The sequence below is a fragment of the Gallintestinimicrobium propionicum genome (assembly GCF_025567525.1).
Classification (GTDB): Bacteria; Bacillota; Clostridia; order Lachnospirales; family Lachnospiraceae; genus Gallintestinimicrobium; species Gallintestinimicrobium propionicum.
This window is the reverse complement of the sequence record NZ_JAOQJY010000013.1, coordinates 1-21352: the sequence shown is the minus strand read 5'-3', so window position 1 is coordinate 21352 and position 21352 is coordinate 1. Positions and strand designations below refer to the sequence as shown.

General features: G+C 47.3%; 19 protein-coding genes. 16 read left to right on the top strand and 3 right to left on the bottom strand.

Annotated features, from left to right (window positions below; translation table 11 throughout):
- Positions 1-4 precede the first annotated feature (4 nt).
- The 10 genes from OCV62_RS10530 to ilvA all read left to right on the top strand — a co-directional run bounded on the left by OCV62_RS10530 (position 5) and on the right by ilvA (position 11458).
- Positions 5-1555: an MBOAT family O-acyltransferase gene (locus OCV62_RS10530; RefSeq protein ID WP_262586549.1), complete on the top strand. Its 1551-nt coding sequence runs from the start codon at positions 5-7 to the stop codon at positions 1553-1555.
- Between the two features lie 59 nt (positions 1556-1614).
- Entirely contained in the window at positions 1615-2640 is a 1026-nt protein-coding gene (locus tag OCV62_RS10525; protein WP_262586548.1) for a GDSL-type esterase/lipase family protein, read from the top strand.
- A gap of 109 nt (positions 2641-2749) precedes the next feature.
- Positions 2750-3274 (top strand): YceD family protein, encoded by a 525-nt coding sequence (locus OCV62_RS10520; RefSeq protein WP_021914353.1) that lies wholly within the window; start codon positions 2750-2752, stop codon positions 3272-3274.
- Positions 3275-3276: 2 nt separating this feature from the next.
- Entirely contained in the window at positions 3277-3459 is a 183-nt protein-coding gene (gene rpmF / locus OCV62_RS10515) for a 50S ribosomal protein L32 (RefSeq protein ID WP_021914354.1), read from the top strand.
- 276 nt (positions 3460-3735) lie between these two features.
- Positions 3736-4746 carry a phosphate acyltransferase PlsX gene (gene plsX, locus OCV62_RS10510; protein ID WP_412270912.1) on the top strand — a complete coding sequence of 337 codons (1011 nt, stop codon included), beginning with the start codon at positions 3736-3738 and terminating at the stop codon, positions 4744-4746.
- Positions 4747-4751: 5 nt separating this feature from the next.
- On the top strand, positions 4752-4985 hold the full coding sequence (gene acpP / locus OCV62_RS10505; RefSeq protein WP_021914356.1) for an acyl carrier protein: 234 nt from the start codon (positions 4752-4754) through the stop codon (positions 4983-4985).
- Positions 4986-4990: 5 nt separating this feature from the next.
- A complete protein-coding gene (gene rnc / locus OCV62_RS10500; protein WP_262586659.1) occupies positions 4991-5683 on the top strand; it encodes a ribonuclease III in 693 nt (230 codons plus the stop codon).
- Positions 5684-5697: 14 nt separating this feature from the next.
- Positions 5698-9255, top strand: a complete 3558-nt coding sequence (gene smc, locus OCV62_RS10495) for a chromosome segregation protein SMC (RefSeq protein WP_262586544.1) — start codon at positions 5698-5700, stop codon at positions 9253-9255.
- Positions 9256-9285: 30 nt separating this feature from the next.
- Positions 9286-10230, top strand: a complete 945-nt coding sequence (gene ftsY / locus OCV62_RS10490) for a signal recognition particle-docking protein FtsY (RefSeq protein ID WP_021914359.1) — start codon at positions 9286-9288, stop codon at positions 10228-10230.
- Positions 10231-10246: 16 nt separating this feature from the next.
- Positions 10247-11458: a threonine ammonia-lyase gene (ilvA, locus tag OCV62_RS10485; RefSeq protein WP_117959681.1), complete on the top strand. Its 1212-nt coding sequence runs from the start codon at positions 10247-10249 to the stop codon at positions 11456-11458.
- A gap of 195 nt (positions 11459-11653) precedes the next feature.
- Here ilvA and OCV62_RS10480 read toward each other — a convergent pair whose 3' ends face one another.
- On the bottom strand, positions 11654-13114 hold the full coding sequence (locus tag OCV62_RS10480; RefSeq protein ID WP_262586542.1) for a sulfatase family protein: 1461 nt from the start codon (positions 13112-13114) through the stop codon (positions 11654-11656).
- 228 nt (positions 13115-13342) lie between these two features.
- Between OCV62_RS10480 and OCV62_RS10475 the strand changes: the two genes are divergently transcribed.
- From OCV62_RS10475 to OCV62_RS10465, 3 genes are all read left to right on the top strand, one after another.
- Complete coding sequence (locus OCV62_RS10475) at positions 13343-13594, top strand: hypothetical protein (RefSeq protein WP_021914362.1); 252 nt, start codon at positions 13343-13345, stop codon at positions 13592-13594.
- 137 nt (positions 13595-13731) lie between these two features.
- Positions 13732-14619: a sugar phosphate isomerase/epimerase family protein gene (locus OCV62_RS10470; protein ID WP_262586539.1), complete on the top strand. Its 888-nt coding sequence runs from the start codon at positions 13732-13734 to the stop codon at positions 14617-14619.
- Positions 14612-15454 (top strand): sugar phosphate isomerase/epimerase family protein, encoded by an 843-nt coding sequence (locus OCV62_RS10465; protein ID WP_262586537.1) that lies wholly within the window; start codon positions 14612-14614, stop codon positions 15452-15454. Before OCV62_RS10470 ends, OCV62_RS10465 begins: the two co-directional genes overlap by 8 nt.
- A 139-nt stretch (positions 15455-15593) precedes the next feature.
- Here the strand turns inward: OCV62_RS10465 and OCV62_RS10460 are convergent, their stop codons facing one another.
- On the bottom strand, positions 15594-16529 hold the full coding sequence (locus tag OCV62_RS10460) for an AraC family transcriptional regulator (RefSeq protein ID WP_021914365.1): 936 nt from the start codon (positions 16527-16529) through the stop codon (positions 15594-15596).
- Positions 16530-16667: 138 nt separating this feature from the next.
- Between OCV62_RS10460 and OCV62_RS10455 the strand changes: the two genes are divergently transcribed.
- The 3 genes from OCV62_RS10455 to OCV62_RS10445 all read left to right on the top strand — a co-directional run bounded on the left by OCV62_RS10455 (position 16668) and on the right by OCV62_RS10445 (position 20578).
- Complete coding sequence (locus OCV62_RS10455; protein WP_262586534.1) at positions 16668-18047, top strand: FAD-dependent oxidoreductase; 1380 nt, start codon at positions 16668-16670, stop codon at positions 18045-18047.
- A gap of 40 nt (positions 18048-18087) precedes the next feature.
- Positions 18088-19152: a Gfo/Idh/MocA family protein gene (locus tag OCV62_RS10450; protein WP_118497576.1), complete on the top strand. Its 1065-nt coding sequence runs from the start codon at positions 18088-18090 to the stop codon at positions 19150-19152.
- 184 nt (positions 19153-19336) lie between these two features.
- The gene (locus tag OCV62_RS10445; RefSeq protein ID WP_161234254.1) at positions 19337-20578 is read left to right on the top strand and encodes an IS256 family transposase; all 1242 of its coding nucleotides are present in this window, start codon (positions 19337-19339) and stop codon (positions 20576-20578) included.
- A 252-nt stretch (positions 20579-20830) separates the two neighbouring features.
- On the opposite strand, the gene tnpA is transcribed toward OCV62_RS10445, so the two are convergent.
- Positions 20831-21235: an IS200/IS605 family transposase gene (tnpA, locus tag OCV62_RS10440; RefSeq protein WP_262586532.1), complete on the bottom strand. Its 405-nt coding sequence runs from the start codon at positions 21233-21235 to the stop codon at positions 20831-20833.
- Positions 21236-21352 lie beyond the last annotated feature (117 nt).

The window sequence follows — 21352 nt, the reverse complement described above, 5'->3', positions numbered from 1 at the left end:
AAAAATGTCAGGAATTGAAATCGGAAATTTAGAAAGTTTGCATACCTTAGTATTCAGCAGTCTGGAATTTCTGTTTCGATATCTGCCGCTTTTCCTGATCCTTTTTTATGCGGTTCCGAAGCGGTTTCGGATGTTTGTGCTGTTTGCGTTTAGTTTGATTTTGTATGCCCTCGGGGATCCTGCGCATGTGCTGATTTTGCTCGGAATGTCGGTTGTCAACTGGCTGTTCGGGTACGGTCTGGCGACGGAGCCGGATGCAGACGGCAAAAGAAGGTCGGGGCTTCATAGAAAAAAGGAGCATCCGGGTGTGAGGGGGCTTCGCAGGAAAACCATAAACTGGAGCGAACTGCAGATTTTCGAGGAAACCGTAGATCAGAGGAAAGAGGAGCCCTATAGAAACACGGCCAGCCCCCAAACTGTCAAGAAGCGCAAATTCTGGCTGGCTGTCAGCGTTTTGTGCAACGCGTCGCTTCTGATCTTTTTCAAGCTTTCCAATGTGTTCGAGGAAAATATGCTGCTTCCGGTGGGAATTAGTTTTTATACGTTTAAAAGCATTTCCTATTTGATTGATGTGTACAGAAGCGGGCACGCGGAGCGTTCTTTTCTCCGGTTTGGCGCATATTTGTGTTGTTTCCCGCAGATCGTTTCGGGACCGATTATGCGATATAGCGAGATGGAACAGGCGCAGCAGTTTGGCGTCTGGAAGGCGGCAAGGGCAGAAGACGGGCTGAAATATATCATTGCCGGACTGGGCATGAAGGTGCTGCTGGCGGATCGGCTGGGCTTTTTGTGGAACGATATCCAGACGATCGGCTTTGAAAGCATTTCGACACCGCTTGCATGGCTGGGTGCGGCAGCCTATTCGATGGAGCTCTATTTTGATTTCGCGGGGTATTCCCTGATTGCAGTCGGAATCGGCAGGATGATCGGGCTTCCGGCGATCAAAAACTTTGACCAGCCGTATTCGTCCCGCTCTGTCAGCGAATTTTACCGTCGCTGGCACATGACGCTCGGCTCGTGGTTTCGGGACTATCTCTATATCCCGCTGGGAGGCAACCGGAAGGGAACGCTGCGCACGGTATTCAACCTATTGCTCGTATGGGCGGTGACCGGCTTCTGGCATGGCGGCGGACTGCATTTTATCCTGTGGGGGATGATTTTGGGATTACTGGTCGTGATAGAAAAGCTGTGGATCGGAAAATGGCTGAAAAAGAGCAAAATTTTATCCCATGTATATGTACTGTTCGTGATTCCACTGACCTGGATGGTGTTTGCAATTCCGACCCTGCCGGAAATCGGCGTTTATTTCGCACGGCTGTTCCCGTTCTTTGGCGTGGGCAGCGCAGTCAATCCCGGGGATTTCGCAAAAGAACTGACGCTGTTTATCCCGGAGCTTGTCGGCGGCGTTTTGCTTTGCATCCCGCAGGTTTACCGGTGGTGTGAAAAACACAGGAAAAATGTGATAGTAGTCGCTGCACTGTTTGTTGTTTTCTGGTACAGCGTATATCGGATGGCGAATGCGGCGAACAACCCGTTCATGTATGCGAACTTTTAAAAAAGATAGGATTGTGTGCGGGTTCATTGGCGCGGCAGCACCTGCAGAATGGAGAAAATATGAGCTTTTGGAAAAAATGTCCACTGTTGGCCGCAGTGATCGTCAGCGGACTGGTGATAGAGGGAGCCGGGGTTGCCAATGGGGTAAAATCCGGCGAAATAGAAAATCCGGCGAGCTGGAAGCAGCCTGCGTTGGCGACTGTTTTTATAGATTTAAAACAGGGCGTTTATCCGTGGAGTGACAGGAGCGTACAGACGGCGGCGATGGATGCTGCAGATGTGCAAAAAGACAGAATAACGGAGGAAACCGGCGGGCAGGCGAATGAAGAAAACGGGGGAGAAAAAGCCGGACAGATGGAGAATGCTGACCGGGATGCAGATCATAAAAACGGAACCGGAGACGAAAATGAGGCAGGCGTAAGCGGAAATGCTGTGCCAGGTAAGGCGGCAGAAGAGAAGCAGGAAGCAGAGGAGGAGCCGCTTGAATTTACCCATGTGGACAAGGAGTATTTTGCGGATGCCGTGTTTATCGGGGATTCCCGGACACAGGGACTCTACGAGTACAGCAACCTGGCAGATGTGGCGACCTTTTACAGCAAGACATCTCTGACGGTCTATAATTTATTTGAAAAACCGAAGGATTTTATCCGGGAAGGCGATGAAAAGCTGACGCTGGAGCAGGCACTTTCCAGACACCAGTTCAAAAAAGTCTATCTGATGATCGGCATCAACGAAATGGGCACGGGAACGCCGGAATCATTTTTTGAAGCCTATGCGAGGGCGGTATATAAGATTCGGGAGCTGCAGCCGGACGCGATTATTTTCGTGCAGGGAATCATGCGCGTGGCGGGGCAGAAAAACGCTTCCGATCCAGTATTTAATAACACAAACATCAATATCCGCAATGTGGAAATCGAAACACTCGCAAACGGAAAGGATATTTTTTATATTGACGTCAACGAAGCGGTTTGCGATGAAAACGGCAATTTATACGCGGATTGGACATTTGACCAGATCCACCTGAAAGCGAAATATTATCAGGTCTGGGAGAATTTCTTGATGGAACACGGAATCGTAAAAAAGTAAGCGGAAAGAATTAGTGAAAATTATCTTGACAAAGGCAAAAGGCGTCTGTATAATCGTATGAGTATGGACGAAGTCCGTTTGGATTTTGCCATGTCGTTAGGAGTATGCTATGTTAGTGAATGTGACAGATGTTTTTACATCCGAAGGCAAAGTTCTTACGCAGGAGTTTGCGTGGGAGACTGCAGAGATTACACATGATGGAAGCTCTTATCCGGTAAAGAGCAGCAGTAAGCTTTTGCTGAAGCTGACGAATACCGCGCAGGGCGAAGCACTTGTGGAAGCGAAACTGCAGTTTGTGGCAGGAATTCCCTGTGACAGATGCTTGGAAGAAGTAGAAGTTCCGTTTGATCTTTCCATCGTACAAAAGCTGGTGGCACCTGACCGTGCTGATCAGGATGCTTTGGAAGAGCAGGAAGCTTTTATGGAAGGTTACTCGCTGAATATAGATAGTCTGATCGATAATGAGATTACGACAAGCTGGCCTATGAAGGTGTTGTGCAGACCAGACTGCAAGGGACTGTGTCCTGTCTGCGGGAAGGATTTGAACACGGGAGCATGCGGCTGCGATACTTTTGTTCCCGATCCGAGGATGGCGGCAATCATGGATGTCTTTAACGCGAATAAGGAGGTGTAACGATGTCTATCTGTCCTAAGAATAAGTCTTCCAAGTCCAGAAGAGATAAGAGACGGGCAAATTGGAAAATGAGCGCACCCACTCTGGTGAAGTGCAGCAAATGCGGCGCACTGATGATGCCTCACAGAGTCTGCAAGGCCTGCGGTTCTTACAACAAGCGCGAAATCGTTAAGGTTGAGGCTTAAATAATAGAATCACACTCTGTGAGATTCTATTGTCATGAACAATAGAATACACGTTTTGTGGACATTCTATTGTTATGAATAACAGACGAGCAAACAAAAGGGCTTCCGGAATCTTCCGGGAGCCTCATTTTTTTGCCTGAAAACGTCAGGAAAATTGACTTTTCTACGGTATTTTAGTATAGTAAAAGATGTTACAGTTCACCCACACCATTTGCAAAGAGGCACGAACGAACTGTAACAAAAACAAGAAAGGGCAGGTACTTTAAGATGGCAGAGCTGGTCAAAGTTGCTGTGGACGCGATGGGCGGAGACAACGCGCCGACAGAGATTATAAAAGGTGTTGTAGAGGCAGTTCATGCAGATGAACGCGTGAAGGTTTTTCTGGTAGGACAGGAGGACGTTGTGAAAAAGGAACTCGCAGCCTATTCCTATCCGGCAGAGCGGATTGAAGTCGTACACGCTTCCGAAGTGATCGAGACGGGCGAGCCTCCGGTCAATGCGATCCGCGGCAAAAAGGATTCCTCCATTGTAAAAGGTTTAGGTCTGGTGAAAAACGGCGAATGCGACGCGTTTGTATCTGCGGGAAGCACCGGCGCGGTTTTAGTTGGCGGACAGGTGTTAGTCGGCAGGGCAAAGGGCGTGGAGCGTCCGCCTCTGGCTCCGCTTATCCCGACAGAAAATGGCTGTTCTTTGCTGATTGACTGTGGCGCAAACGTGGATGCAAGACCTTCCCAGCTGGTGCAGTTTGCAAGAATGGGGTCGATCTACATGGAAAATGTCATGGGAGTAAAGAACCCGACAGTTGCCATCGTCAATATCGGTGTGGAAGAAGAAAAAGGCAATGCGCTGGTAAAAGAAACCTATCCGATGCTGAAAGAATGCAAAGATATCAATTTTATCGGAAGTATCGAAGCACGTGATATCCCGGCAGGAAAGGCAGACGTCGTTGTGTGTGAAGCGTTTGTCGGTAATGTAATCCTGAAATTATACGAGGGTGTCGGCGCAACCCTGATCAAAAAAGTAAAGGGCGGCATGATGACAAACCTGCGTTCAAAGATTGGCGCACTTTTGGTAAAACCTGCACTGAAGCAGACCCTAAAGGCATTTGATCTGGAAGAGTATGGCGGCGCGCCGCTGCTTGGCTTGAAGGGACTTGTTGTAAAGACCCACGGAAGCTCCAAATCAGTAGAAATTAAAAATACGATTCTGCAGTGCATTACGTTCCAGGAGCAGGATGTTGTTGGGAAAATTACAGCCAGCATTGCAGCTGCAAAGGAAGAAGGATAAGGGGTATGGAGTTTGAAAAGCTGAAACAGATCGTGGCAGAGATTTTGAGCGTAGATCCGCGGGAACTGACGGAAGAGACGAATTTTATCGACGATCTGTGTGCGGATTCCCTGGATCTTTACCAGGTCATTCAGGAAATTGAAGAGACGTTTGAAATTGCAATACCAGAAGAAGAGGCAGAAAAGATCAAAACCGTCGGAGAAGCGGTAGAGCTGATCAGAAAGACAAGGAACGAGTGAACAATATGACTGAGGAATATACGATAGGTGAACTGGAAAAAAAGATTGGATATCAGTTCCGGGATAAGAGTCTGTTAAAACAGGCTCTTACTCACAGCTCTTTTGCCAATGAACAGAGAATCAACAAATTAAAGGACTACGAGCGGCTGGAGTTTTTGGGAGATGCTGTGCTGGAGCTGATTTCCAGCGATTTTCTTTTCCATGAGAATCCGCAGATGCCGGAAGGAAAGCTTACGAAGCTGCGTTCCTCGATGGTCTGTGAGCCAGCGCTTGCGTACTGCGCACGGGATATCGAGCTGGGACGCTACATGTTGCTTGGAAAGGGCGAGGAGGCGACCGGTGGACGCAACCGCGATTCGATTACCTCGGACGTGATGGAGGCGGTGATCGGCGCACTGTATTTGGACGGCGGTTTTGACGCGGCACATGATTTTATCCATCGCTTTATTTTATCCGATCTGGAAAATAAAATTCTGTTCTATGACAGTAAGACGGTGCTGCAGGAAATTCTGCAGGCAGAAGGCGATGGGGAGTTTTCTTACGAACTGAAAGGAGAAGAGGGACCAGATCACAACAAGTCGTTCTGGGTTGATGCAGTCAGAAACGGGGAAGTGATCGGCAGCGGACATGGCCGCACCAAAAAGGCGGCGGAGCAGCAGGCGGCTTATGAAGCAATCCTGAAGCTTCGGAAGCGCTAAGGAGCCTATAATATATGTATTTAAAGAGTATAGAAGTACACGGGTTTAAATCCTTTGCCAATAAAATCCTGTTTCAGTTCCATAACGGAATCACCGGTATTGTCGGACCAAACGGCAGCGGAAAGAGTAATGTTGCAGACGCTGTGCGCTGGGTGCTGGGCGAGCAGCGAATCAAACAGCTGCGCGGCGCAACGATGCAGGACGTTATTTTTTCCGGTACCGAATTGAGAAAACCGCTGGGCTATGCCTATGTGGCGATTACGCTGGACAACAGCGACCATCAGCTGGCAATCGACTATGATGAAGTGACGGTGGCGAGGCGCCTGTACCGTTCCGGCGAAAGTGAATATCTGATCAACGGGACACCGTGTCGTTTAAAAGACGTCAATGAGCTGTTTTACGACACCGGTATCGGGAAAGAAGGCTATTCGATCATCGGACAGGGTCAGATCGACAAGATTTTGAGCGGCCGTCCGGAAGAGCGCCGGGAGCTGTTTGATGAAGCTGCAGGAATCGTAAAATTTAAGCGCCGCAAGGACGCTTCTGTAAAAAAACTGGAATCCGAGCAGCAGAACCTCGTGCGCGTCAACGATATTTTGTCCGAGCTGGAAAAACAGGTCGAACCGCTGGGCAAACAGGCGGAAAAGGCACGGGTTTATTTAAAACACCGGGAAACATTGAAAGCGCTGGACGTTAACGTGTTTTTGCTGGAAAGTGAAAGAACGCGGACACAGCTTTCCGATACAGAAGAAAAATACCGGATTGCGGACGGAGATTTAAAGGATACGACGACCCGATATGAGGGCATTAAGGAAGAATATGACCGGATTGCGGCGCAGATCGAAGCACTGGAACGGCAGATGGAGCAGGCACGGGCACAGCTGACAGATACGTCCGTCCTGCGCGGAAAGCTGGAGGGTGAAATCGCTGTCCTGCAGGAAAAAATCCGTTCCATCCGGGGCAATGAAGCGCATTTACAGAGCAGAAAAGAGACGCTGCGCAAGGAGATTGACGCACGAATCGCTGATAAAGAAAAGCTGCTGCAGCAGCGAAACGAGATTCAAAAACGGCTCGAAAAGCTGCAGGAAGAGCGCAACAGCGCCGCTGCAGAACTGGAAAAAATCCAGAGCCGGGTTGCAGGTTTAAACCAGTCGATCGAAGATGCCAAAAACGCGATTATCGATGCGCTGAATGATCGTGCGGCGATCAAGACGAAGATGGGGCGCCAGGATACGATGCTGGAACAGGCTCAGATTCGGAGGGCAGAGTTGAATTCCCGCCTGCTGCGCGTCAAGTCTGACGAGGTACAGCAGGAAGAGAGCATTAAAAGTCTGGAAGAAGCCTTTAACACAGTGACGCAGGAAATTGCGTCGAGGAAGGAAACCCAGACGGTGATGGAGGCGAAGTTAAACGAATTTCGGGAGACGATCGCCAAAATGGATCAGGCGCTGCGGGATGCACAGGTGCAGTATCATCAGGACAAAACGAGACTGGAAGCGGTCAGCAACCTGACAGAACGCTATGAAGGCTACGGCGGCAGCATCCGCCGCGTCATGGAGCAGAAAGATAAAAATCCCGGCATTATCGGTGTTGTCGCGGACATCATTAAAGTAGAGAAAAAATACGAAACTGCCATTGAGACGGCCCTTGGCGGCAGCATCCAGAATATTGTAACGGATAACGAAGAGACCGCCAAAGGGATGATTTCGTTTTTAAAGCAGACCAAAAGCGGACGCGCGACTTTTTTACCGTTAAACAGCATCAAAAACGCGCAGGAATTCCGGCAGAAAGAAGCCTTAAAGGAGCCTGGGGTTTTAGGACTTGCACATACGCTGGTACATACGGATGAAAAATACAGCGATGTCGCAAAATCGCTGCTCGGCAGAATCGTAGTCGTCGATCACGTCGATCATGCAACGCAGCTCGCCCGGAAATTCCACTATTCGCTGCGGATTGTGACGCTGGAGGGCGAATCCTTATCCCCCGGCGGTTCGATCAGCGGCGGCGCGTTTAAAAACAGCAGCAACCTTCTGGGACGCAGACGCGAGATGGAAGAGCTGGAATGGAAGGTAAAGGAGCATGCCAAAGCGGTAGATGAACTGCTCGTTTCGATCGAAGACCTCAAAAAAGACCGGAACGAATGCCGGACAGAGCTGGAAAAGAGCCGCGCTGAGCTGCAAAACGCCTTTATCCGCCAGAATACTGCCCGCCTGAATATAGAAGCGGCTCAGGAGAAAAAGGATCAGACGAAAGCAGGCGTGGAAGACCTCAAAAAAGAAGAGATCGAAATCGAAACCCAGGTGCTGCAGATCCGAAAAGAAAAGGAAGAGACAAAGCAGGAGCTGGAACGTTCCGAGGCTCTGGAAGGCGAGAAAAACGAACAGATCGAAGGCTTTACGAAGGAGCTGGAAGAGGCGCGCAGGCAGGAAGCTGCGCAGACCGCCGTATTGAATGAAAAAGAACTGGATGTGGAAAAAATCCGGCAGCAGTTCGGATTTTATCAGGCAAACGAAGACCGTATCGCCGGAGAAATCGCACGGTATGAGGGCGAGCTGGAAGAGGTTAAAAAGAGCCTGACAGACGGTGTGGCAGACGCCGCCGGGAAAGAAGAAAGCATCAAAAAGCTGCAGGAGACCATCGAATCCTCCAAAACGACGCAGTCGGATACACAGGATAAGCTGAATGCAGACAGCAAAAAGCGGGAAGAACTCACAGAGCGGCAGAAAGGCTTTTTCACGGAGCGCGAAGAGCTGTCCGCACGGATGAGCGCGCTGGACAAAGAGGTTTACCGCTTAAATGCCCAGAAGGAAAAGCTGGAAGAGTCCATGGAGAATCAGGTCAATTACATGTGGAATGAGTATGAACTGACCCTCCGGGATGCAGCGCAGCTTCGGGATGAGACGATGAACGACCTTGCTGAGATGAAAAAGCAGACGCAGACGGTTAAGGAAGCGATCCGCAGACTGGGCGATGTCAATGTCAACGCCATCGAAGATTATAAAAATCTGATGGAGCGTTACACGTTTTTGAAGGCACAGCATGACGATCTGGTGGAAGCGGAGAAAACGCTGGAACGCATCATCGTCGAGCTGGATGAGGCGATGCGCAGGCAGTTTAAGGAGAAGTTCACAGAGATCAGCAGGGAGTTTGACAAGGTATTTAAAGAGCTCTTCGGCGGCGGAAAGGGTACGTTGGAGCTGATGGAGGACGAGGATATCCTGGAAGCAGGCATCCGGATTATCGCGCAGCCGCCCGGTAAGAAGCTGCAGAACATGATGCAGCTTTCCGGTGGGGAAAAGGCGTTGACGGCAATTGCGCTATTATTTGCCATCCAGAACTTAAAACCGTCACCGTTCTGTCTGCTGGACGAAATCGAGGCGGCATTGGATGACAGCAACGTCGGAAGATTTGCCCACTACCTGCATAAGCTGACCGCCCATACGCAGTTTATCGTCATTACCCACAGACGCGGCACGATGGAAGCGGCGGACCGGCTTTACGGAATCACGATGCAGGAAAAAGGCGTATCGACGCTTGTAAGCGTCAACCTGATAGATAAAGATCTGACCTGATGGTAATCAGGATAAAAAGGAGGTAAGCGGATGGCAGAAGAAAAGAAAAGCTTTTTTGCCAGACTGCGGGAGGGACTGACCAAGACCCGCAACAATATTGTCAAAGGATTTGACTCCGTTTTTTCCGGATATTCCGTCATTGACGACGAATTTTATGAAGAGCTGGAAGAGACGATGATTATGGGCGACCTGGGCGGTCGGGCGACAGAAGAGATTCTGGACCGATTAAAAGAACAGGTCAATGACCAGGGAATCTGTGATCCGCAGGACTGCCGGGAGATCTTAATCGACAGCATCCGGGAGCAGATGCATGTCGGCAAGACAGCTTATGATTTTGAAAAAGAGCAGTCCGTTGTCATGGTGATCGGCGTAAACGGTGTCGGCAAGACGACTTCGATTGGAAAACTCGCTTCCAAGTTAAAGAAGCAGGGACGCAAGGTCTTAATCGCGGCGGCGGATACGTTCCGTGCGGCAGCTGGCGATCAGCTGGAGGAATGGGCGAACCGCGCAGGTGTCGATATGATCGGCGGCGTAGAGGGCTCTGATCCGGCGAGCGTTATTTACGACGCGGTCAATGCGGCAAAAGCACGTCATGTGGACGTTCTTTTATGCGATACGGCGGGACGTCTCCACAATAAGAAAAACCTGATGGAAGAGCTGCGCAAGATGAACCGGATTATCGACCGGGAATTTCCCGGTGTCCATCGCGAAAATCTGGTTGTACTGGACGGCACGACTGGACAGAACGCGCTGGTACAGGCACGGGAATTTGCGCAGGTTATGGATCTGACCGGTATTATCCTGACCAAAATGGATGGAACCGCCAAGGGCGGTATTGCGGTAGCAATTCAGTCAGAACTGCACGTACCGGTAAAATATATCGGTGTCGGGGAGAAAATCGAGGATCTGCAGAAGTTTGATCCGGATCAGTTTGTGAATGCACTGTTTGATACAGAGAAGGATGAGGTTTACTAAAATGGAAGAAGAAAAGATGCTGACATTGGAAAAATTTGAAGAGGCTTCCGAAGTAGTGCGCAGAGTAACGCTGGAGACAAAACTTGTATACAGTGATTATTTCAGCCAGCAGACCGGTGCAAAGGTATTTTTTAAGCCGGAAAACCTGCAGTTCACCGGTGCATACAAGGTAAGAGGCGCTTATTATAAGATGAGCACTCTGACCGAGGAAGAGCGTGCAAAAGGCGTTATCACTGCCTCTGCGGGCAACCATGCGCAGGGCGTTGCTTATGCTGCGAAGTGTTATGGCGCGAAAGCTACAATTGTAATGCCGACAACCACGCCTCTGATCAAGGTAAACCGTACCAAAGGATACGGCGCAGAAGTTGTTCTTTACGGAGATGTATATGATGAAGCATGCGCAAAGGCTTACGAGCTGGCGGAAGAGCATGGATATACTTTCGTACATCCCTTCGATGACCTTACCGTTGCAACAGGTCAGGGAACCATTGCGATGGAAATCGTCAAAGAGCTTCCCCTTGTGGATTATATCCTCGTTCCCATCGGCGGCGGCGGACTGGCAACCGGCGTTTCCACGCTGGCGAAGCTGTTAAATCCGAAGATCAAGGTGATCGGCGTAGAGCCTGCAAATGCAAACTGCATGCAGGAATCCATCAAAAATGGCAAGGTGACGACGCTTCCTTCTGTCAACACGATTGCAGACGGCACCGCAGTAAAGACGCCCGGCACGAAAATTTTTCCGTATATCCAGAAGAATCTTGACGATATCATTACAGTAGAGGATGCAGAGCTTGTCGGTGCATTTCTGGATATGGTTGAAAATCACAAGCTGATCGTGGAAAACTCCGGTCTGCTGACCGTTGCAGCGTTAAAGCACCTCGACCTGAAGGGAAAGAAGGTCGTTTCGATCTTAAGCGGCGGCAACATGGACGTGATCACCATGTCCTCCGTCGTACAGCAGGGTCTGATTTTGAGAGACCGTATCTTTACGGTTTCCGTTCTGCTTCCGGACAAGCCGGGCGAACTGAGCAAGGTAGCTGCCGTCGTTGCAAAAGAGCACGGCAATGTTATCAAGCTGTCCCACAACCAGTTTGTTTCTATTAACAGAAGCGCTGCAGTAGAGCTGCGTATTACGATGGAGAGCTTTGGTACAGAGCATAAGCAGGAAATCATTTCTGCACTGGAAAAAGAGGGATATCGTCCGAAGGTCGTACAGACAAATATGTAACGGATCTGAAAGGCTGCGGTTTAAAGGAAAAACAATAGAATGCACGCTCTGCGAGCATTCTATTGTCATAAACAACGAGCCATCCGAAACGGATTGAACTGTTTCGGATGGCTCGTTTTGTCTTACTACAGCTTAAAAAAACAATTGCAAATCGGTTCTGTGACGGCGTAGTTTAAGCGCAAGCCAGAACTTGCATCACCACTGCGAACGGATAAATGCTTTCAACTCATCTGCCTGTCTGTTTAAAACTTCCTGATCCCGCAGCTGCGGTGCACTTGGATCACAATGTACTTTCCCGAGTGAATGAAACAGGACGAAATCGGAAAGCGCAGCCTGAAATTCTTTTAAAATTTCCTGATATTCAGACAAATGAGCAACATTGTGCTGTTCATAAGGGTCTTTTTTGAGATCATATAAAACCGCATTTTTAAAGCTGCCGCGTACGAGCAGTTTGTAGGAATCGGAACGGAACATATAACCAATACTGGGGGATTGCTCTGTCCCGTATTGTCCTTCTGAAAAAACATAGTTCCGCCGCTTTTTCCTGAGGAGGGAAAGCCCCTGCATGGATGCGGGAACCGGCTGATTGCAGGCATCCAGAATGGTAACTGCAACATCGATGTTTTCTGAAAGAGAGGGATCGATATTGCCGCAAAACTGCTGCTGGGGATATTTGATCAGCAGCGGGATTTTTGCCAGTGGATCATAGAGGTGATTGCATTTCAAAATCATGTGGTGATATCCAAGATATTCGCCGTGGTCACTGGTAAAAACAATAATGGTATTGTCATATAATCCCTTTTCTTTCAGCTTTTGTATAATGGAACCAATTCCGTCATCGATTTCGGTGATCATTCCGTAGTAGGCAGCCATAATAGAACGCATTTCTGATTCTGTGATAGTCGAATAATCAACCGGCGTTCCGTTAGCCTGTGTATCAAAAGGAATTGGCTGATCCAGATAGCCGGGCAAAAGATGAAGCGTGTCCGGATTGTACATCGTGCTATAGGGAGCGGGAGGATCAAAAGGATGATGCGGGTTGATATAGCCTATCATAAGAAGCTCCGGCTGTTTTGGATCCCATGCATCAATTTGTGATAAAGCATTTTGAGTAATCCATTCACTGGAGTAAAATTCCAGATCAAGATCCGATTCGCTGCATTGACACATGTCATAAAGATGACTGGTTGGAGACTGACGAAACAGATCGGATTGATGATGCAAATCAAAACGGTCAATTTTACCATGTTCCATCAAGAAACGGTGGTAATCATCTTCAAAACGTCCGATTCCATTTTGCTCGGCAAGCTGCATTTCGGAAAAACCGATATTCTGATAAGTGGGAGTCATATGCATTTTTCCGACAGCTGAGGTATGATAACCACTTTTCTGCAATTGTTTTGGAAAGGTTGGATAACCATTAGGAAGTGTGGAGTGATTATCCCATGCGCCGTGCTGATGTACGTACAGGCTGCTGAAAAACGAATAACGGGACGGCGTGCAGATCGGATATACCGTGTAATGATTCTGATAGGTTACGCTATCCTGCGCCAATGCATCAATATTGGGCGTGTGGACGTCCGGATTGCCATAGCAGCCCAGACAATCCTGTCGAAGCTGGTCGAGATGAAGGATCAGGATGTTCGGTTGGTTCATATAAGTGTCCTTTCTGGAGGCATGGGATTTCTGACAGCAGGACACGTTTTGTGGTTCTGCTGAAAGGATGTACCTCACGAATACGCATATCGGTTTGAGAATATAGTCCATGATAATGCAAAGAAGTGCTTTTTAAAATGGATTTTCTTGCCCGATGCGAGGTTTTAGTAGTCAGACAGCACGAACTGTGGTAAGATAGAACAAGCAACAGAAAGGATGGTAGCAATTATGCTGGAATTTAAATATGATACACAGCTCCTGATTGAAGGAGAAAATCTGGATGAGGATGAGATCAGCGAATATTTCACCGAGCATTTCAAGGGAGACTGCCTGCTGGCGGTCGGTGACGATGAGCTGATCAAAATTCATTTTCACACCAACGAGCCCTGGAAAGTGCTGGAATACTGCGCGTCCCTCGGCGAGATCTACGACATTGTAGTAGAAGATATGGATCGTCAGTCCAGAGGTCTGAAGGGCTGAGAAGAAAGAGAGAATTGTCCGTTTTTTAACAAAAAACGGACAATTTTTTTGTAAAAAATATTCCTTGCGCCCATTCCTGAATCTGATATATTGGTAATGGAAGGCATTTCACACAACAACCGAAAAAGGAGAGGGACATGAAGAGTTGTATCAGTACTTACAGCTTTGAAAGGCTGTATCAGGACGGGGGATTTACACGCTTTGATGCCATCGACAAGACAAAGGAATATGGCTGCCAGGGGGTAGAGCTGGTGTTGGATGATAAAACACCGGACGGCAGCACACCTATGGAGTATGCGAAGGCATTGTATGCGCATGCAAAGGAGCAGGGACTGGAGGTTCCAATCTACACGACGGGAGCAAATTTCTTCGTGAAGGAGCCGGAAAAGGAGCTGGAACGGCTCTGCAGGCATATCGATATTGCGGCAGAATGCAAGATCCCACTGCTGCGCCACGACGTCGCATGGGGCTATTATGAGGGCTATACGGGGATCAAAAGCTACAAAAAGGTCATCGAAGCGGTTGCACCGTTTGTGCGTCAGGCAGCAGAATATGCCAGGGAGCGCGGTGTGAAGACCTGCAGCGAAAACCACGGCTATCTGTTACAGGACAGCGCGAGAATGCTGGAGCTGTTTGCGGCGGTCGATCATCCCAATTACGGATTTCTGTGCGATATGGGCAATTTTACAGTTGTGGATGAGGACTGTGCGACGGCAGTATCGGCACTTTCGGACTATATCGTGCACGTTCACGCGAAGGACATGCTGGTGCGCTCCGGCATGAATTTTGACCCGGGCAAAGGCTATAACCTTTCCAGAGGCGGCAATTACTGGCGAGGCACGATTTTCGGACATGGAAATGTGCCGACGTTCCAGATCCTTTCCGCAATCCGCAAATCCGGCTACGATGGCTATGTTTCTCTGGAGTTTGAGGGAATGGAGCCTGTTCTGGAGGGTGTTGAGATCGGAACACAAAATCTGCAGCATATGATCAAAGTAATCGGGGAGGGACAGAGATATGTATGATTTTTCTATTGGCGTAATGCTGGAATCGTTTAAGCTTCCAATTCCGGAGGCGATCAAAAAAGCAAAGGAGCTAGGCGCAGAGGGCATTCAGGTCTATGCGACTTATGGAGAGCTTTCTCCCCACAATTTGGTCGGTGCAAAGCGAAAAGAATTCCTGGACATGGTAAAGTCCAACGGACTTGTGATTTCCGCTTTATGCGGCGATCTCGGAAAAGGCTTCCACGATCCTGCAAAGAATCCGGAGCTGATCGAGGAGTCGAAGCGGATATTAGACCTTGCAAAGGAGCTGGAAACCAACGTTGTGACAACTCATATCGGTGTTGTTCCGTCTGATCCGGCGAATGAACGTTATCAGATCATGCAGGAGGCATGCTTTAAGCTTGCACAGTATGCGGATTCCCTGGATGCACATTTTGCAATTGAAACAGGACCGGAAGAGTCTGCAGTTCTGAAAAAGTTCCTGGATGGTCTGCATTCCACCGGTGTTGCAGTCAATATGGACCCTGCAAACCTCGTCATGGTGACGGGGGACGATCCGGTGCAGGCGGTATACAACCTGAAGGATTACATCGTCCATACCCATGCAAAGGACGGCAGACGCAACTATTACAGAGCTCCCGAAGAGGTTTATGGACTGGTAGAGGCAGAGATGCTGGCAAGCCCGTCCTTTACAGAGTTGCCTCTCGGAACCGGAAATGTGGACTTTGCGGCATACTTAAAAGCGCTGGATGAAATCGGCTATCACGGCTTTTTGACAGTGGAAAGAGAGGTGGGAGATACGCCGGAAAAGGATATTCAGACGGCAGTGGAGTTTTTACAGAAGCTGATCCACTAAATAACAGATAACAAAAATGAAACACTCCTGTGACGTATTCGGAGACGGTCAGGATCATGGCAGTCCGGGAAGCCTGTCTGAAAGCCTCCCGCCAGCCGGGTATCTGGATCGAGGTATAAAGAACATATTGGAAAAGAAGCTAAATGGAGAGCCGGTCTGAGCTGCCTGACAGAAGCTCCCGGTATTTGGCTGGTGTTGTATGATAATATTTTTTGAAGGCTTTACAAAAGGAAGAATCATCAGAAAAATGTAACACCTGGCTGATCCTTGCAATTGTAAAATCCTGAGCGAGCATTTTGGCAGCGGTTTCAAACCGGCGCTGTGTATAGTAATCCTTGATGGACAGGTTCATGGACTGGGAAAATATTTTGGATAAATAGGCATAGCTGTATCCAAGTGCCTGACTGACATCGGAAAGCTTTTTGATATCGGTTAAGTTTGTATCGATATAATTGCAGATCTCATATGCAAGCGGATTGGATGCGTGCAGCTCAAGGGTATTCGTATAGCTTCTGGCGCGATAATTGGAAAGATCGCGGTAGGTATGGACAATGATCTGCAGGATACAGGATTCCAACATTTCCATGGAGAACAGCGTAGGTGCGGAAATCTCGTTTAAAGCAAGGGTAAAACAGTCAAATAGCTTGAAGTGATCTTCTGCGATGGGATTTTCAAGATGTTCAAAAAAATTGTAGAGTGGAAGATATTTTTCAAAATCAGGATGTTCCTTACAAAAGGAAAAACCGAGACACATGTAGCGCAGGGGATCATCCTTAGAGGAACGGACAGCATGAAGATCATGATCATTTACCAAAAAAACGGTATTGGGAGTGACTTCATACGGAACATTGTTTCGTTCGTAAATTCCATGACCGGATACAATATAAGAGATTTCTAAGCAGATCTGCTGATGAGGAGGACATTGATAGTCAGAGGAGCAGGACAGGTCACAGACCTGAAAAACCTGAAACAAACCCAGATTCAGGGCCTTGTCCAGAAACTCCATGCTCAGATGATATTTTTTCTTATATCTGTTAGAGTCTGACTGGTCAAAAAAATGGGTTGCTCGTGCCATGATCAAGGTCCTCTCTTTGTTTAAAATATCTATTTTAATAAACTAAATTATACACGTTTTACAAATGGCTTGTCAATGAATGAATAAATGTCGGTAAAATTACAACAATTCAAGGAGTGAGAGAAGGAGAAAAGGAGGATGGACAAGAGAGAAATTATCGACATCAAAGGACTTCCGGTATATCTTCAGGCGGATGTTGTAGTCTGTGGCGGTGGAACAGCAGGTGTATTTGCAGCAGTTGCGGCGGCAAAGGAGGGTGTCTCTGTATTGCTGGTGGAAGCACTGGGAGGACTTGGAGGCAGTGCAGTGAACGGGCTTGTGCTGCCAATGATGAGTGTGCACATGAAGGAAGAACCCAGATGTTCCTATCTGCATCAGGATATGATGAAGCATCTGGAAGCATATCTGCCGGACAGAATCAATGAAAACAGCTTTGATCCGCTGATCCTGGGAGCAGTTTTGGAGCAGATGTGTACAGAAAATGGGGTAGATATTCTGCTGGATGCCGTTTTATGCGATGTGGCGACAGACGGAGGAGCTATTCGCGATATTGCGGTGATGTGTCAGGGCGGAATCCGCAGAATCAGCGGCAAGGTATTTAGCGATTGTACGGGAGATGGAATTCTATCCGTTCTGGCAGGAGCAGAATATGAAGCCGGGGCGCCTGAAAGTAAGATCAATCAGCCGATGTCTTTACGTTATCTGCTGGGCGGTGTGGATAAAAAGAAACTGGGACAGTTCTTTGACAGCTTAAAGGATCCAAACACAGCACAGTCCGGAAAGGATGGAAAGAATCTGTATGCAGATGTGACCAATAAGCGGGTCAGCGGTCTGACTCCATTTTTTGAAAAGGCGATCGAAGCAGGTGAGCTCGTTTATGAGGATATGGTTTACTGGCAGCTGTTCGATGTTCCGGGAAGAACAGACGGAGTGGCACTCAACAATCCGGAATTTTTTGAATATACGGATGCCTGTGATCCAAAACAATTGACGCAGATCCATCTGAAGGGAAAGCAGGTCATCTTAAGACAGCTTAACTTTTATAAAAAATATTTTCCCGGATGTGAAAATGCCTATGTTTCCAATATTTCTGCTATGGTCGGTGTACGGGAGAGTCGCCGGATTCTGGGTGAATATGAGCTGACCGGCGAGGACCTGCTGGAACAAAAAAAGTTCGAGGATGCCATCAGCCAGGCAAATTATCCGGTAGATGTGCATGGTATGAAGGAGCTGTATCGGGATGACAGACCCCATGGAGATACAAATAAACCGTGGTATGAAATTCCCTTCCGATGTCTGGTGGTGAAAGGGTTTGACAATTTGTTGACTGCGGGACGATGTATCAGCTCGGATTTTATTGCGCAATCTGCAGTTCGGATCCAGATCTGCTGTCACAGTACAGGAGAAGCAGCCGGTATTGCAGCTGCCATGTCGATTCAAAACGCTGTTTCTGTCAAAAAAATAAAGGGACAGGAAGTACGGGCAAGAATGCAGGAGCTTGGAGCAGCTTTTGTGTGATGCCTTGATTCATTGAAAATGCAAATAGGAGGAACTGAAAATGAAAAAAGTGATGGTTGGAATTATCGGCTGCGGAACAATTGCCAATAGTGCACATATTCCGGCATATTTAAAAAATGAGGACGTAGAGATCAAATATTTCTGCGATATTATTCCGGAGCGCGCAAAGGCAGCAGTAGAAAAATATGGCTGCGGCATTGCAGTGGAGGATTATCATAGGGTATTGGAAGATCCGGAAGTGGAAGCAATCTCTGTTTGTACGCCCAATCGGATGCATACAATTATTGCGATCGACGCGATGCGTGCGGGCAAGCATGTACTCTGTGAAAAGCCTGCAGCAAGAACCTATCCGGAAGCGTTGGAAATGCAGAAGGTACAGCATGAAACGGGAATGACCTTGAATATCGGCGTCGTGAACCGGTTTAACGATATGGTAAACTTGATTCGGGAGTATATTCAGGACGGACGTTTGGGCGAGGTATATCATGTTTATCTGAGTTTTCGTGCATTTCGTTCGATTCCGGGACTTGGCGGTGCGTTTACAACGAAAGAAATTGCAGGCGGTGGTTCTTTGATTGACTGGGGTGTACATTATCTCGATCTTGTCATGTATTGTTTAAATGATCCCAAGCCCCTTACGGTGTCCGGCGAAACATTTTGCAAGCTCGGGAAAAATATGGAAGGTTATGTGTACCGGGATATGTGGGCTGGTCCTCCGAAGTATGACGGTGTTTATGATGTGGATGATTCTGTGACGGCGCTGGTTCGGACAGAAGGCCCGGTCTTTACCGTACACGGTGCATGGGCGCAGAACATTGACGAGAATGAACAGTTTATAGACTTTATGGGTGATAAGGGCGGTATTCGGCTGACGTATGGAGGAGAGTTCACCCTTTACACGACAGAACACGGAGCATTAGTCAAATATGTACCGGAAGCAAAGACCAGAAATATGTTTGAAACGGAAATCAATTCGTTTGTGCGCTGTATCCGTACCGGGGAAAAGCTGCCGTCCCACATTGACACAGCAGTGCTTACCTCCAGGATTATGCAGGCGATTTATGATTCCGCTGCAACACACAGGGAAGTAGTGCTGGAGTCATAAAATTCGGACGGCAGTGGAGTTTTTACAGAAGCTGATATTCTTTATAAATTATATAAGGAAATGTAAGAAGCGAAAAGAGAAAAAGCTTTTTTTGAAAGTAGGAGAGTATGAAACTTTTTCTGTAAAATAATGTTTATAAGGTTCTTCTATGATACAATAAATATCATTAGGAGGGCCTTTTATTATGGCAAGACAAAAGAAACCTGTACATCGTGTACAAATGACAGAAGGAAAACGAAACATCATCCATCAGCTCCTGGAAGAGTACGATATCCAGTCTGCAGAAGACATTCAGGATGCGCTCAAGGATCTTTTAGGCGGCACCATTAAGGAAATGATGGAAGCTGAAATGGATGATCATCTTGGTTACGAAAAATCCGAACGCTCAGATAATGATGATTATCGCAATGGTTATAAGCGGAAACAGGTCAACAGCCGGTATGGCTCGATGGAAATCGAAGTGCCACAGGATCGCAAATCAACATTTGAACCACAGGTTGTGAAAAAACGTCAGAAAGATATTTCCGATATTGATCAGAAGATCATTTCCATGTATGCCAAAGGAATGACTACCCGGCAGATTTCCGAAACCATCGAAGATATTTATGGCTTTGAAACTTCTGAAAGCTTTATTTCTGATGTGACTGATAAGATCCTGCCACAGATCGAAGACTGGCAGAACCGGCCACTGGACGAGGTCTATCCCATTCTCTACATTGATGCAATCCATTATTCTGTAAGGGATAATGGCGTGATCCGAAAGCTTGCTGCTTACGTGATTCTGGGAATCAACACGGAAGGGAAAAAAGAAGTTTTAACCATCAGTGTTGGCGATAACGAAAGCGCAAAATACTGGCTTTCCGTTATGAATGAACTGAAAAATCGTGGTGTCAAAGATGTATTAATCATCTGTGCCGATGGTTTAACCGGAATCAAAGAAGCGATCGCAGCAGCTTTTCCAAAGACGGAATACCAGCGCTGTATTGTACACCAGGTAAGGAACACGTTGAAATATGTCCCGGATAAAGACAGAAAAGCCTTCGCTGCGGATCTGAAAACCATTTATCAGGCCACAGATGAAAAGAAAGCTCTGGCAGCCTTAGAGCGTGTAACAGAAAAATGGACACCGAAATATCCGAATTCCATGAAGCGCTGGAAGGATAACTGGGACGCAATCTCGCCGATCTTTAAATTTTCAACGACGGTCAGAACGGTGATTTATACTACAAATGCTATTGAATCCCTGAATTCTACCTACCGGAAACTGAATCGCCAGAGAAGCGTATTTCCAAGCGATACAGCTCTATTAAAGGCACTGTATCTTGCCACATTTGAAGCTACAAAGAAATGGACCAGTACGATCCGCAACTGGGCACAGGTGTATGGTGAACTGAGTATTATGTACGAAGGACGCCTCCCAGAGTAACGAATAAACGGGCGAATAAGACGGGCGGAAAACCGCCTGCTCTTGACATGCCATTCAACAACTGTTATATATAAAACAAGGGTGAGAAGCCTGATTTTCAGGCTTGCCACCCTTGCATATCATAGAAGAATCTTATTTACAGACTTTTTCTCACAGTCTCGAAAGTAGTTTCATAAATTAAATCCTTTCGTTTGCCATAGGCTCCTCCCACTACCTTCAGGTGGTGGGAGGAGCCTTGTGAATCTTTCGCCATTAACCCTGACTTTCAATATACTTTTGTATAGTCGCTGACGATACTTCTCCAATACTGCAAGCAAAGTATCCGTCTGACCAAAATATCCTTTTCTTCCAATACTGTTTAGACAGAAACGAACCATACTTTTGCCATAGGTAATATGTTGTTTCTTGTTTTACAATCTTAACAATGTCGCAAACCCTATCAGTCGTATCATAACTTATTAAGAAATGCAAGTGGTCTTTGTCTGCTTCCATAGCGATTATTTCGTAGCCACGAGTATTGGCTATATCAAAAATTTTTTGCTTAACATCGTCAGTAATAGAACCTTTTAGTAGTTTCTTACGATATTTAGTTACAAGAACTATATGTACTTTTAGACTGTATTTTCGTCTGTTATGACGATTATATCTATTGTCCATAGCCTACCTCTGATAATCATTGACATTCACTAGCTATTATTATATACTATATCTAGTGAAATATCAATGAAGGGAGTACATCTATGGAACAGATGACTATAACAGCAAAAGTTCAAA